This window comes from Actinoplanes teichomyceticus ATCC 31121, assembly GCF_003711105.1.
Lineage (GTDB): Bacteria > Actinomycetota > Actinomycetes > Mycobacteriales > Micromonosporaceae > Actinoplanes > Actinoplanes teichomyceticus.
Window position 1 is genome coordinate 1,348,344 of sequence record NZ_CP023865.1, and the last position, 13,545, is coordinate 1,361,888.

Annotated in this window: 10 protein-coding genes; 9 read left to right on the forward strand and 1 reads right to left on the reverse strand. The window is 73.3% G+C overall.

The window, feature by feature from the left end:
- Nucleotides 1-21: 21 nt before the first annotated feature.
- From ACTEI_RS06140 to ACTEI_RS06180, 9 genes are all read left to right on the forward strand, one after another.
- Nucleotides 22-2,532 carry a SpoIIE family protein phosphatase gene (locus ACTEI_RS06140; RefSeq protein WP_122976750.1) on the forward strand — a complete coding sequence of 837 codons (2,511 nt, stop codon included), beginning with the start codon at nucleotides 22-24 and terminating at the stop codon, nucleotides 2,530-2,532.
- A 150-nt stretch (nucleotides 2,533-2,682) separates the two neighbouring features.
- Nucleotides 2,683-4,626: a TIGR03960 family B12-binding radical SAM protein gene (locus ACTEI_RS06145; protein WP_122976751.1), complete on the forward strand. Its 1,944-nt coding sequence runs from the start codon at nucleotides 2,683-2,685 to the stop codon at nucleotides 4,624-4,626.
- A 49-nt stretch (nucleotides 4,627-4,675) separates the two neighbouring features.
- Nucleotides 4,676-5,410, forward strand: a complete 735-nt coding sequence (locus tag ACTEI_RS06150) for a TIGR03936 family radical SAM-associated protein (protein WP_122981947.1) — start codon at nucleotides 4,676-4,678, stop codon at nucleotides 5,408-5,410.
- 130 nt (nucleotides 5,411-5,540) lie between these two features.
- Nucleotides 5,541-9,071, forward strand: a complete 3,531-nt coding sequence (locus tag ACTEI_RS06155; protein WP_122976752.1) for an Rne/Rng family ribonuclease — start codon at nucleotides 5,541-5,543, stop codon at nucleotides 9,069-9,071.
- A gap of 103 nt (nucleotides 9,072-9,174) precedes the next feature.
- Complete coding sequence (locus tag ACTEI_RS06160) at nucleotides 9,175-9,705, forward strand: hypothetical protein (RefSeq protein ID WP_122976753.1); 531 nt, start codon at nucleotides 9,175-9,177, stop codon at nucleotides 9,703-9,705.
- 159 nt (nucleotides 9,706-9,864) lie between these two features.
- Nucleotides 9,865-10,179, forward strand: a complete 315-nt coding sequence (gene rplU / locus ACTEI_RS06165) for a 50S ribosomal protein L21 (RefSeq protein ID WP_030443077.1) — start codon at nucleotides 9,865-9,867, stop codon at nucleotides 10,177-10,179.
- 8 nt (nucleotides 10,180-10,187) lie between these two features.
- Entirely contained in the window at nucleotides 10,188-10,445 is a 258-nt protein-coding gene (gene rpmA / locus ACTEI_RS06170) for a 50S ribosomal protein L27 (protein ID WP_122976754.1), read from the forward strand.
- 83 nt (nucleotides 10,446-10,528) lie between these two features.
- Complete coding sequence (obgE, locus tag ACTEI_RS06175; protein ID WP_122976755.1) at nucleotides 10,529-12,037, forward strand: GTPase ObgE; 1,509 nt, start codon at nucleotides 10,529-10,531, stop codon at nucleotides 12,035-12,037.
- Nucleotides 12,038-12,094: 57 nt separating this feature from the next.
- Nucleotides 12,095-12,544, forward strand: a complete 450-nt coding sequence (locus ACTEI_RS06180) for a GNAT family N-acetyltransferase (protein WP_122976756.1) — start codon at nucleotides 12,095-12,097, stop codon at nucleotides 12,542-12,544.
- Here ACTEI_RS06180 and trpS read toward each other — a convergent pair.
- Nucleotides 12,533-13,528, reverse strand: a complete 996-nt coding sequence (trpS, locus tag ACTEI_RS06185) for a tryptophan--tRNA ligase (protein ID WP_122976757.1) — start codon at nucleotides 13,526-13,528, stop codon at nucleotides 12,533-12,535. The genes ACTEI_RS06180 and trpS overlap by 12 nt on opposite strands.
- Nucleotides 13,529-13,545: the final 17 nt, after the last annotated feature.

Here is a 13,545-nt window from a genome sequence, read left to right on the forward strand (position 1 = left end):
CATGATCGGCGGAGCGGTGGCGTGAGCGAATCTGGCGGGCCGGACGTGACACAGGAGCTACGGCTGCCCTGGGACGACGATCCCGCGGACCTGTACGACCATGCGCCCTGCGGTTACCTGACGACGCTGCCGGACGGCACCGTGCTGCGGGTCAACCGGACGTTCCTGGAGTGGACCGGGTACACCCGCGCCCAGCTGGTCGGTCACCGCCGGTTCCGTGAGCTGCTCACTGCGGGTGACCAGATCTACCATGAGACCCATTACGCACCGTTGCTGATGATGCAGGGCGAGGTGCACGAGATCGCGCTCGAGGTGGTTCGTGCCGACGGTCTGCGCCTGCCCGTACTGGTCAACTCGGTGATGGAACGCGGCGACAGCGGCGCCCCGCGGCTGATCCGGACGATGGTCTTCAACGCCGCCGAGCGGCGGCGGTACGAGAAGGAGCTGCTGCACGCCCGGCGCGTCGCCGAGGCCGCGGAGAAGCGCGTCCGGGTGCTGCAGCAGATAGTGGCCGATCTGGCCGCCGCGCCCACCCAGGCGGAGGTGGCCGAGGCGGTGCTGCGCGCGCCGGAACCGGCGTTCCAGGCCACCAGCGGCAGCGTCCACCTCATCGACGCGGAGCGCGACCGGCTGGTCGCGGTCGCCTCCACCGATCCGGCCATCGGCGCCGGAGACGACATGCCGCGCGACTCCCCCCGGGCGGTCGCCGAGGTGGCCCGCCGCGGCGACCTGCACGTCGTGCACAACCTCGCGGAGGCCGCCGAGCACTTCCCGGACCTCGCCGCGTCGATGACCCGCGCCGGGCGCCGGACCGTGGTGCTGCTCCCGCTGACCACCGGCCCGGCCGAGGACCAGGCGGGCGTGACGGTGCTCGGCGTGCTGGCGTTCAGCTTCGCCGGGGAACGCGAGCTCACCGACGGCGAACTGCGGGTGATCCGCCTGCTGGGCCAGCAGGCCGGGCAGGCGCTGGACCGGGCCCGGCTCTACGACGACGCCCGCCGCCGGGAGGAGCGGGCCGCGTTCCTGGCCGCCACCACCCGGGCGCTGGACGAGGAGCACCGGCTGCTGCAGCGCAGTCGCCGGCTGGTCGAGCGGGTGGTGCCGGAGATCGCCGACTGGGCCGCGGTGCGGCTGCACGTCGGGCCGGCCGGGCTGCGCGAGGACGCCGGCGGTCCGCCCCCGGCCGAGGACCTGCTGGCCGAGCGGATCGCCGAGGCGACCCGGTCGGCGCGGCCGGTCTTCGCCACCGAGGGCGACCCACTGGGCTGCACGGTCCTGCCGCTCACCGCCCGCGGCCGGGTGCTCGGCACCCTGTCGCTGCGGACGGCGGCCGAGCCGCGCGGCGCCGCGGCCGAGCGGGCGTTCCTCGCCGAGCTGGCCGACCGGGCCGGGCTGGCGCTGGAGAACGCCCGGCTCTACGAGCAGGAACGGGCCATCGCCCAGTCGCTGCAGCGCAGCCTGCTCGCCACCGACGTGCCCGGCGGCGACCCGCGCTTCACGGTGGAGACCCACTACCGCTCCGGCGGGCAGGGCCTGGAGGTCGGCGGTGACTGGTTCGACGCCTTCCTGATCACCGCGGACAAGCTGGCCGTGGTGGTCGGCGACGTGGTCGGCCGGGGCCTGGAGGCGGCCGGCACGATGGGCCAGCTGCGCAGCGCGGTCCGGGCCCTGGCCACCGCGGAGAACGGCCCGGCCCGGCTGCTGGACGGGCTGGACCGGTTCTGTCAGCGGGTCGAGTCGGCGCGGATGGCCACGGTCGCCTACGCCGAGGTCGATCTGGACTCCCGCGAGCTGGTCTACGCCTGCGCCGGGCACCTGCCGCCGCTGCTGCACCAGCCGACCGGCGCCGGCGAGTTCCTGGCGCAGGCCCGCTCCGGCCCGATCGGGTCACGCGCCGCCGGGCCGCGCCGCACCGAGCACCGGATGCGCCTGGCCCCGGGCAGCCGCCTGCTGCTGTACACCGACGGGCTGGTGGCGCGCCGGGACCGGGCGGTCGACCGCGGGCTGGAGGTGCTCAGCCGGACCTTCGGCCGGTTGCGCGGCGCGCCGACGAAGGGCCTGACCGCGGCGCTGGCCGACACCCTGGTCGGCCGGGAGCACAGCGCCGACGTCTGCCTGCTGTGCCTGACCCTGGGCACGGAGGAGCGGCTGGAACGGTCGCTGGGCGCCGACCCGCTGCAGATCGCCCTGCTCCGCTCCGACCTGCGGGCCTGGCTGACCGGGCACGGGGTGGACGAGGACTGCCTGAACGCGGTGCTGCTGGGCTGCTCGGAAGCGATCGCCAACGCCATCGAGCACGGGTACCGGGACGACCCGTTCGGGATGGTCGACGTGTGCGCCACGATCACCGACGACGCGGTGGAGGTCCGGGTCGCCGACCGGGGCGTCTGGCGCGGGCCCGGGCACGCCCGCGGGCGCGGCATCCGGCTGATCGAGGACTCGATGGACGAGGTCTCGTTCGACCGCGGCGAGGGCACCACGGTGACGATGCTCCGGCGCCGGGGGCCGGCGCGCGGACCGGTCGGCGGGTGAGGTCCGTGCGGCGCGGCCAGGGATGACACCGCGGCTGCGCGCGGGCCCGACCGGCCCGCGCGCGGTCCATCCGGATCGGGCAGCGGTGTACTTCGCGGTCCGGACGGGCACGAAGACCCGCCCGGCTAGTCTCGCGTACCCTGGACACCCATGAGCGTGAGTTCCGTCTTCCCGCAGCTCGAGCAGCTGCTGCCGCGGGTCAGCAAACCGATCCAGTACGTGGGCGGCGAGCTCGGCGCCGTTGTCAAGGACTGGGACGCCACCGTCGTCCGGTGGGCGCTGATGTACCCCGACGCCTACGAGGTCGGCCTGCCCAACCAGGGTGTGCAGATCCTCTACGAGGTGCTCAACGAGCAGCCCGACGTGCTCGCCGAGCGGACGTACGCGGTGTGGCCGGACCTCGAGGCGCTGATGAAGGAACACGGCGTCCCGCAGTTCACCGTCGACGCGCACCGGCCCGTCAAGGCGTTCGACATGTTCGGCGTGTCGTTCGCCACCGAGCTGGGGTACACCAACCTGCTCAGCGCGCTCGATCTGGCCGGCATCCCGCTCAACAGCGCGGACCGTACCGAGGACGACCCGGTCGTGCTCGCCGGTGGGCACGCCGCGTTCAACCCGGAGCCGATCGCCGACTTCATCGACGCCGCCGTGCTCGGTGACGGCGAGGAGGCGGTCCTGGAGATCACCGGGATCATCCGGGAGTGGAAGGCGGAGGGCCGCCCCGGCGGGCGTGACGAGCTGCTGCTGCGTCTGGCCCGCACGGAGAGCATCTACGTGCCGCGCTTCTACGACGTGGATTACCTGAGCGACGGCCGCATCCAGCGCGTCGTGCCGAACCGGCCGGACGTGCCGTTCCGGGTGGCCAAGCGGACGACGATGGACCTGGATGCCTGGCCGTACCCGAAGAAGCCGCTGGTCCCGCTCGCCGAGACGGTTCACGAGCGGTATGCCGTGGAGATCTTCCGGGGTTGCACCCGGGGCTGCCGGTTCTGCCAGGCCGGCATGATCACCCGCCCGGTGCGGGAGCGGTCGATCACCACGGTCGGCCAGATGGTCAAGGAGGGCCTGGAGTTCTCCGGCTTCAACGAGGTCGGTCTGCTCTCGCTCTCCAGCGCCGACCACTCGGAGATCGGCGACATGTGCTCGGGCCTGGCCCAGCAGTACGCCGACAGCAACGTCTCGCTGTCGCTGCCGTCCACCCGGGTCGACGCGTTCAACATCGATCTGGCTCAGGAGCTGTCCCGCAACGGGCGGCGTACCGGCCTGACCTTCGCGCCGGAGGGCGGCTCGGAGCGGATCCGCAAGGTCATCAACAAGATGGTGACCAAGGAGGACCTGATCCGGACCGTGGTCACGGCGTACTCGAACGGCTGGCGGCAGGTGAAGCTGTACTTCATGTGCGGCCTGCCCACCGAGACCGACGAGGACGTGCTGGAGATCGCCGACATGGCGCACGAGGTGATCCGGGCCGGGCGCGAGGCGGCCGGCACCAAGGACATCCGCTGCACCGTGTCGATCGGCGGATTCGTGCCGAAACCGCACACCCCGTTCCAGTGGGCGAGCATGGAGCGGCCGGAGGTCATCGACGCCCGCCTCAAGCTGCTCAAGCAGGCGATCAACAGCGACCGCTCGCTGGGCCGGGCGATCGGCTTCCGCTACCACGACGGCGAGCCGTCACTGATCGAGGGCCTGCTGTCGCGCGGCGACCGCCGGGTCGGCCAGGTCATCCGCCGGGTCTGGGAGAAGGGCGGCCGGTTCGACGGCTGGTCCGAGCACTTCTCGTACGCCCGCTGGGTCGAGGCCTGCGCCGAGGTGCTCCCGGAGTACGGCGTCGACCTGGACTGGTACACCACCCGCGAGCGCGAGGAGGCCGAGGTCCTGCCCTGGGACCACCTGGACTCCGGCCTCGACAAGGACTGGCTCTGGCAGGACTGGCAGGACTCGACAGCCGAGTTCGAGCAGGACGACTGCCGCTGGACGCCGTGCTTCGACTGCGGCGTGTGCCCGGCGATGGACACCGAGATCCAGATCGGTCCGACCGGTAAGAAACTGCTTCCCCTGACCCGGGTGAACGGCCTGCGGGTCCCCGTTTAGGAGTAGGACGATTCCGAAGAACCAGCCCGTGGGCGGTCAGGCCCCGGTCGTGCAGCGGATCCGCCTTCGCTACGCGAAGCGCGGACCGCTGCGTTTCACCTCGCACCGGGACTTCGCCCGCGCCTTCGAGCGCGCGCTGCGCCGTGCCGGCGTGCCGATTGCCTTCTCGCAGGGCTTCACCCCACACCCCAAGATCTCGTACGCGAGTGCCGCGCCCACCGGCGTCGGCAGCGAGGCGGAATACCTGGAGATCGGCCTGCAGTCCGTGGTCGATCCGGAGCAGTTGCGGGCCGCGCTGGACGCCGCTCTGTCCCCGGGCCTGGACGTGCTGGAAGCGGTGCCGGCCGGCGAGGGCAGCCTGGCCGACCGGATCGACGCCTCGCAGTGGCGGCTGGAGCTGCCCGGGGTGGCGCCGGCCGCCGCCCGCGACGCCGTGGACGCCTTCCTGAACGCCTCCGAGGTCCTGGTCGAACGCATGACCAAGCAGGGCCGCCGGTCGTTCGACGCGCGTGCCGCGGTGACCCGGTGCGCGGTGGCCGGGGAGCCGGACCTGCCTTTCGAGGCCGGTGGAGTACCGTGTGCGATAATCGACCTTGTCGTACGGCAGGTAACGCCCGCCGTGCGGCCCGATGACGTCCTGTCCGGCCTGCGCGTGGTGGCCGGCCTGGAGCCGCCGGTACCCCCGCGGGTGACCCGGCTGGCCCAGGGCACACTCACCGCGCAGGGGGAGATCGTCGATCCGTTGGAGGCGGATCGCGTGGGCGTCGGCATCGGCGAGCGCTGACCGGGATCCGGCCGGCGTTCATTGGCAGACTTCGGCAGCTCGTCCGGCTCGGACGGGCCCGAAACACTTGCAGCGACCCTGCGTGGCAGCGCTCACCCGCGCCCGGGGCCGCCAGAACTGGAGAGCGCCCATGCTCGATAACGAGCCCCCAGTCAATCTGGGAGAACAGGGCGGTGAACGGGACGGTGCAGTCACGCCGCCCGCAGATGCCGCCACCGGCACCACCCCGGCCCGCCGGACGCGAGCCCCGCGCCGCAAAGCGGCGGCACCCCCGGCAGAGCCCGACACCGCGGCCGCCCCGGCTGAGCCCGCCGCAGCGACGGCCGATCCGGCCGCTGCCGCGTCCGAGCCCGAGCCCGCAGCAGCGGAGCCGGTGAAGGCCGCGCCGGCGAAGAAGGCGACGCGTACCCGCCGCAAGGCGGCCGCGCCGGCCGCCTCGGAGACCCCCGCTGCGGAGACCTCCGCTCCGCAGACGTCGCCTGCCGAGGCCCCGCAGACCGCCGCTCCGGAGGTAGCCGCGGCCGACGCTGCCGCTCCGGAAGCCACCGCCGCCGCTGCGGAGGCTCCCGCCGCGGAGGCCGAGGCCCCCGCCAAGCCGGTGAAGGCCGCGGCGAAGAAGGCCGCCGCGGCGAAGAAGGCCGCGCCGGCGAAGAAGGCCACGCGTACCCGTCGCAAGGCCGCCGCGCCCGCCGGCGAGGAGACTACGGCCGCGGAGACCCCGGCCGAGCAGCCCGAGACCCCGCAGCCCGAGCCGGTCGCCGCCGAGGTGGCCGGGCCGGCGGAGCCGGTCGAGGAGGAGACCGCCGAGGAGACGGCTCCCGTGGCCGCCGCCGAGGAGACCGCTCCGGCGGCCGCCGGGGTGCCGGTGGTCGGGATCCTGCCGCTGGACGACGACTTCGTCGAGGAGGCGCCGGCCAAGCCGGCCCGCAAGCGCCGTGCCGCGCTGCCACCCGCCGTGCTGTTCATGCCGCCGGAGGCGACCGAGGCCGAGCCCGCGCCGGTGAGCCGGCGGCGCCGCCCGATCGCGGATCCGCTCGCGCCGGTCGCGGCTGCCGAGCCGGCCGAGGCGCCGGCCGAGGCGCCGGTCGAGGCCGAGGCGCCCGCCGAGGCGCCCGCCGAGACCGTGGCCGAGATCGCCGAGGAACCCGCCGCCGAGGAGGTCGCCGAGGGCACCCGGCGCAGCCGCCGCCGTCGCCGCGGTGCCGCCGAGGAACCGTCCGCCGAGCCGGTGGCCGCCCCGGCCGAGCCGGCGCTGGACGAGTTCGACGAGGGCGCGGAGGACGTCGAGGAGGGCGTCGAGGACGAGTCCGAGGACGACGAGGCCGCCGGTCGCCGTCGCCGTCGCCGCGGCCGCCGCGGCCGGGGTCGCGGCAAGGGCCCGTCCGACGAGGGGGACGAGGCCGAGGGCGAGGCCGAGGAGAACGAGGGCGACGCCGAAGCCTCCGCCGAGGAGGAGAGCGAGGACGAGGAGTCCGAGGAGGGCGAGGGCGGGGTCACCCGTCGTCGCCGGCGCCGGCGCCGCAAGGGCTCCGGCGGGGACGCCGAGACCGGCGGCATCGAGGACGGCGTGCACACCGTCGTCCGGGTCCGTGAGCCCCGGCGCACCGACGAGGTGCAGGGCGTCTCCGGATCGACCCGCCTGGAGGCCAAGCGCCAGCGCCGCCGCGACGGCCGTGAGCAGCGCCGCACCCGTCCGGCCATCCTCAGCGAGTCGGAGTTCCTGGCCCGCCGCGAGGCGGTGGACCGGGTCATGGTCGTACGGCAGAAGGCCGACCGCACCCAGATCGCCGTGCTTGAGGACGGCATCCTGGTCGAGCACTACGTCGCCCGGGCCACCTCCGGCACCATGGTCGGCAACGTGTACCTGGGCAAGGTGCAGAACGTGCTGCCCAGCATGGAGGCCGCCTTCGTCGACGTCGGGCGCGGCCGTAACGCGGTGCTCTACGCCGGCGAGGTGAACTGGGACGCCACCGGGCTGGAGGGCCGGGCCCGCTCCATCGAGCAGGCCCTGCGCTCCGGTGACTCGGTGCTGGTGCAGGTCACCAAGGACCCGATCGGCCACAAGGGCGCCCGGCTGACCAGCCACATCGCGCTCTCCGGGCGGCACCTGGTCTACGTGCCCAACGGCAACGCGTCCGGGATCAGCCGCAAGCTGCCGGACACCGAGCGCAAGCGGCTGCGGGACATCCTGAAGAAGCTGGTGCCGGACGGCGCCGGGGTGATCGTGCGGACCGCCGCCGAGGGCGCCAGCGAGGACGAGCTGGCCCGCGACGTCAAGCGGCTGCAGGCGCAGTGGGAGGACATCCAGGCGAAGGCCGCCGAGGGCAACGCCCCGCGCGCCCTCTCCGAGGAGCCCGACCTGGTCATCCGCGTGGTCCGCGACCTGTTCAACGAGGACTTCCGGGAACTGGTCGTGCAGGGCGAGCAGGCGTACAGCGAGGTGGAGAACTACCTCCACTCGGTCTCTCCGGACCTGGTCGAGCGGCTGCACCGGCACACCGGGACCGGCGACGTGTTCGCCGAGCACCGGATCGACGAGCAGATCCTCAAGGGCCTGGACCGCAAGGTGTTCCTGCCGTCCGGCGGCCACCTGGTGATCGACCGGACCGAGGCGATGACCGTGGTCGACGTCAACACCGGTAAGTACACCGGCGCGGGCGGCAACCTGGAGGAGACGGTCACCCGCAACAACCTGGAGGCGGCCGAGGAGATCGTGCGTCAGCTGCGGCTGCGTGACCTCGGTGGCATCGTGGTGATCGACTTCATCGACATGGTGCTGGAGAGCAACCGCGAGCTGGTCCTGCGGCGGCTGACCGAGTGCCTGGGCCGGGACCGGACCAAGCACCAGGTCACCGAGATCACCTCACTCGGCCTGGTGCAGATGACCCGTAAGCGGATCGGTGCCGGGCTGCTCGAGGCGTTCAGCGAGACCTGTGACCACTGCAAGGGCCGCGGCGTGATCATCCACCCCGAACCGGTGCCGGAGAAGCGGTCCGGCGGCGGGGGCGGCAACGGCGGCGGCGGTGCGGCGACCCAGGTGAAGGTGGTCGCGGCGGCCGTGCGTACCGAGGCCCCGGCGCAGCCGGCGAGCAGCGGGCGGTCGCGGCGGCGGCGTGGCGGGGAGACCCCGCCGGTCGAGAGCGTGCCGGCCGAGGTGGCCGAGACCGTCGAAGCGCCCGAGACCGTCGAAGCGCCCGAGACCGTCGAAGCGCCCGAGACCGTCGAAGCGCCCGAGACCGTCGAGGCCGCGGAGGCCGTGGCGAGCGCGGCGGCGCCGGTGGAGGCTGTGGCGAGCGCGGCGGCGCCGGTGGAGGCCGGACCGGCCGCTGAGGTGGCCGAGGTGCCCGAGGTGGCGGCTCCGCCGGCCCCGGTGGCCGGGTCCGGGGTGATCCGGTCCGGCATCGTGCGGCCCGCCAAGCCGGTGCTGACCACCTCGGACGACGACGAGTACGACATCAGCGGGTACGACCTGTCCCGCTACGAGTCCCCGGAGGACGACGCCGGATACCCGGCCGACACCGAGCCGATGCGGCTGGTCGGCGCGGACGATCCGGACGCCGCGGACGACGAGGACACCGAGGACGGCGACGAGTCGGTGGGCGCCGGTTCCGGCCGCCGCAGGGCGCGGCGCAACGGGGCGCGGCGGCGTACCCGACCCTGAGTGAGGGAACCCGGCCTCGCGGTTAGCTGTAAGGAAAGTTAACTGCGAGGCCGGGTTTTCCGTTACCCTCGTCGGGATCGATCCCCGCCCCCGAGGAGATCCCATGCGACGTCTGCTCGCGGCCGCTGCCGCGCTGTCCTTCGTCCTGTTCGCCGCCGGCTGCTCCGGTGCCGACCAGGAATCCACCACGGCTGCCCCGGCCGCCGGCACGACGGCCACCGCGACCGGTGACGCGGCCGCCACCGGCCCCGCCGCCGGCACCCCGGACCCGGCCAAGGGCGCGGCGGGCGACGCCGCGCTGGCCGCCGACACCGCCGCCATCTGCGCGCAGGCCGCGCGTACCAGCACGAACTTCGGCACCACTTTCGCCGCCGACCACAAGCTGCTGACCGGCGCCGCGTCGAAGGGCGCCGAGGCGAAGGCGCAGGCGCAGCAGAAGGCGACCCGGGACGTGGAGAGCTTCTCCTACGCGCTGCTCGACATGTCGAAGCTGGCCGGCGACCCGGGGCTGAAGAAGGCGCTCGCGGCGATGGGGGCGCAGGTGGCCGCGCTCAAGGGCGATCTCTCCAGGATCGATGACCGGAAGCTGGCCGCCCTGCGCGCCACGCTCGACCGCGCCTGCGGCAAGAGTTAACCCCGTTTTGGCTCTCGGCGCGCCGATGAAGTAGGCTTGCCGACGGCGCTTTTTCGGCGCCTGTTCCGTGCGTGCGGCTCGAATGATCGCCGCCGGAACCCCTAGCAGTATCCGCCAGCAGCTTCTTTCGGCTGCGTAAGTCTCAGGGAGTCCGCGTCGATGTACGCGATCGTCAAGACCGGCGGCAAGCAGTACAAGGTTGCCGAGGGCGACGTGATCGAGGTCGAGAAGCTCGCGGGTGCGCCCGGCGATGCGCTGACGCTCGCCGCAGTCCTCCTCGTCGACGGTGACAACCTGGTGACCGACGCGGCCAAGCTTGCCAACGTTACGGTGTCCGGCGAGATTGCCGAGCACACCAAGGGTCCGAAGATCCGGATCCACAAGTTCAAGAACAAGACCGGCTACCACAAGCGCCAGGGGCACCGTCAGCCGCTGACCCGCGTCAAGGTGACCGGCATCTCCAGCGGGAAGTAGGCGCAGCCATGGCTCACAAAAAGGGTGCATCCAGCTCGCGTAACGGCCGTGACTCCGCCGCCCAGCGGCTCGGTGTCAAGCGGTTCGGCGGCCAGCTGGTCAACGCCGGCGAGATCCTGATCCGTCAGCGGGGCACGAAGTTCCACCCGGGCGACCTGGTCGGCCGTGGTGGCGACGACACGCTGTTCGCGCTGTCCGCGGGCAACGTGCTCTTCGGCACCAAGCGCGGCCGCAAGACCGTCAGCATCGTGCCGGTCGCGGAGTAGATTTCTTCTCAGCGGGCCGTGGACCCTCGGGTCCGCGGCCCGCTGTTGTTTTTCCCCGAAGCCGGTAAGAGGAGAGCTCTGAAGTGACCACGTTCGTCGACCGGGTCGTGCTGCACCTGCAGGCGGGTGACGGCGGGCACGGCTGTGTCTCCGTGCATCGGGAGAAGTTCAAGCCGCTGGGCGGGCCGGACGGCGGCGACGGCGGCCACGGCGGCAGCATCAGGCTGGTCGTCGACCCGCAGCAGCACACCCTGCTGGACTTCCACTTCCACCCGCACGTCAAGGCGAGCAACGGCGGCGGTGGCGCCGGCTCGAACCGCGACGGCGCGAACGGCAAGGACCTGGTCCTGAAGGTGCCGGACGGCACCGTGGTGCAGACCCCGGACGGCGAGGTGCTGGCCGACCTGGTCGGCGCCGGCACCGAGTTCGAGGTGGCCCGGGGTGGCCGGGGCGGCCGGGGCAACCGGTCGCTGGCCAACACCCGCCGGAAGGTGCCGGGCTTCGCCGAGCTGGGCGAGCCGGGGGACCGGATGGACGTGGTGCTCGAGCTCAAGAGCGTCGCGGACGTGGGCCTGGTCGGCTTCCCCTCGGCCGGCAAGTCGTCGCTGATCTCGGTGCTCTCCGCGGCCAAGCCGAAGATCGCCGACTACCCGTTCACCACCCTGGTGCCGAACCTCGGCGTGGTGCAGGCCGGCGAGGAGACGTTCACCATCGCCGACGTTCCCGGCCTGATCCCCGGCGCGGCCACCGGCAAGGGGCTGGGCATGCAGTTCCTGCGGCACATCGAGCGCACCTCGGTGCTGGTGCACGTGCTGGACGCCGCGGCGCCGGAGATCGAGCGGGACCCGCTGGCCGACCTGGACGCGATCGAGGCCGAGCTGGCCGCGTACGGCGGTCTGGAGGACCGGCCCCGCCTGGTCGCCCTCAACAAGATCGACATCCCGGACGGGCGGGACCTGGCCGAGATGGTCCGGCCCGACCTGGAGGCCCGCGGCTACCGGGTGTTCGAGGTGAGCGCGGTGACCCGGGAGGGTCTCAAGGAGTTCACCTACGCGCTGGCCCGGATGGTCGCCGAGCACCGCGCCGCCCGGCCGGTGCTGGAGCCGACCCGGATCGTGCTGCGCCCGCGTGCGGTCGACGACAGCGGCTTCACCGTCGAGCAGGACGAGGACGGCGTGTACGTGGTCCGCGGCAGCCGGGTCGAGCGCTGGATCCGGCAGACGAACTTCGACAACGACGAGGCCGTCGGTTACCTCGCCGACCGGCTGGAGCGGCTCGGCGTCGAGGAGAAACTCGCCAAGCTGGGCGCCCAGCCCGGCGACCCGGTCCGGATCGGCGAGCGTGAGTTCGACTGGCAGCCGAACGCCGGTGAGTTCGTCTCCGGGCCGCGCGGCACCGACGCCCGCCTGGAGGAGAGCAGCGGCCGGGCGTCCGCCGCGCAGCGGCTCGCCGCCCGCAAGGCGCGCCGGATCCGCTCCGAGGACGAGGTGCTGCACATGGACGCCGAGGGCACCGTCTCCAGCGTCGCCAACTCGCAGGTGCCGGTGCTGGTCACCGACGAGAGCGACGACGAGGACTACACCGGCGAATAGGGCATAGGCCAGTTCGTCGCAACCCGCAGGAAAGGGACGTCACCTACAGTCACCGCCGTGCTGATCGAATCCCGTCCCGCCCTGGACCCCGAGCTCGCCGCTCTCGTCACCGCTCAGCAGCAGGAGCTGGCCGCGGTCGGGGTCCGGCCGGGACGGGTCTTCGAGCCGCACGACGAGGCGGCGTACCTGATCGGTGTGGTGGACAGCCGGGCGGTCGCCTGCGCGGCCTGGCAGGCCCTGGACGCGGGCGTGGCAGAGCTGCTGCGGATGTACGTCCGCCCGGCGTACCGGGGCCGCGGCCTGGCCCGGCAGATGATCGTGGCGGTCGAGGAGGAGGCGCTCGCCGCGGGCCGCCCGGTGATCCGGCTGGAGACCGGGGTGCACCTGCCCGCGGCGATCGCCCTCTACCGGGCCTCGGGTTACCGGCGGATTCCCGCCTTCGGCGGCTGCACCGGTGGGCCGGGCAGCGTCTGCTTCGAGAAGCGGCTCCCGGCGCTAGTCCAGTAGCCCGATGGCGGCGCGGGCCCGGCGTACCGTCTCGGCGGCGATCGGGCGTACCCGCTCCGCTCCCGCCGCGAGGACCCGGCGCACGTGCCCGGGATCGGCGGCAAGCTCCGCGTGCCGGGCCCGGATGGGCGCGAGCAGCGCCTCCACCGCGTCGGCCACCTCCCGTTTCAGCGCGGCGTAGGACGTCGGGTCGGCCGGCGGCCGGCCGGTGCACGCGGCCAGGATGTCGATCAGGTTGGTGATGCCGGGCTGGTCGACCCGGTCGCGGCGCACCAGCCCGACCGTGTCGGTGGCGGCCCGCGCGACGGTCCGCCGGATCACCTCGGGCGGGTCGAGCAGGGCGATGCGCCCGGCGCCGGAGCCGCTGCTCTTACCCATCTTGGTGGCCGGGTCGGCGAGGTCCATGATGCGGGCGGCGGAGTCCGGGCGGACCCCCTCGGGCACCACGAAGGTCCGGCCGTACCGGGTGTTGAACCGGGTGGCCAGGGAGCGGGTCAGCTCCAGGTGCTGGTCCTGGTCCGCGCCGACCGGCACCTGGGTGACGTCGTAGAGCAGGATGTCCGCGGCCATCAGCACCGGGTAGGTGAGCAGGCTGAGCCGTACCGGCCCGCCGGCCGCCGACTTCTCCTTGAACTGGATCATCCGGGCCGCCTCGCCGTAGCCGGCCACGCACTCCAGCAGGTAGTGCAGCTCGGTGTGCTCGCGGACCTGGGACTGCAGCACGATCGGGGTGCGTTCCGGGTCCACCCCGGCGGCCAGCATGACCGTCGCCTGTTCCAGCGCGCACGTGCGTACCTCGGCGGGGTCGTGCTCGACGGTCATCGCGTGCAGATCGGCGATCAGCGCGATGGACTCCGCGGCGTCCTGCGCCGTGACCAGCGGGCGCAGGGCGCCCAGCAGGTTGCCCAGATGCAGGTGGCCGGTCGGCTGGAAGCCGCTGAGGCGGCGGGTCCGGGCCGGCGCGGTGGTGACGGTGGTGGTCATGACATCTCCGATCTCAG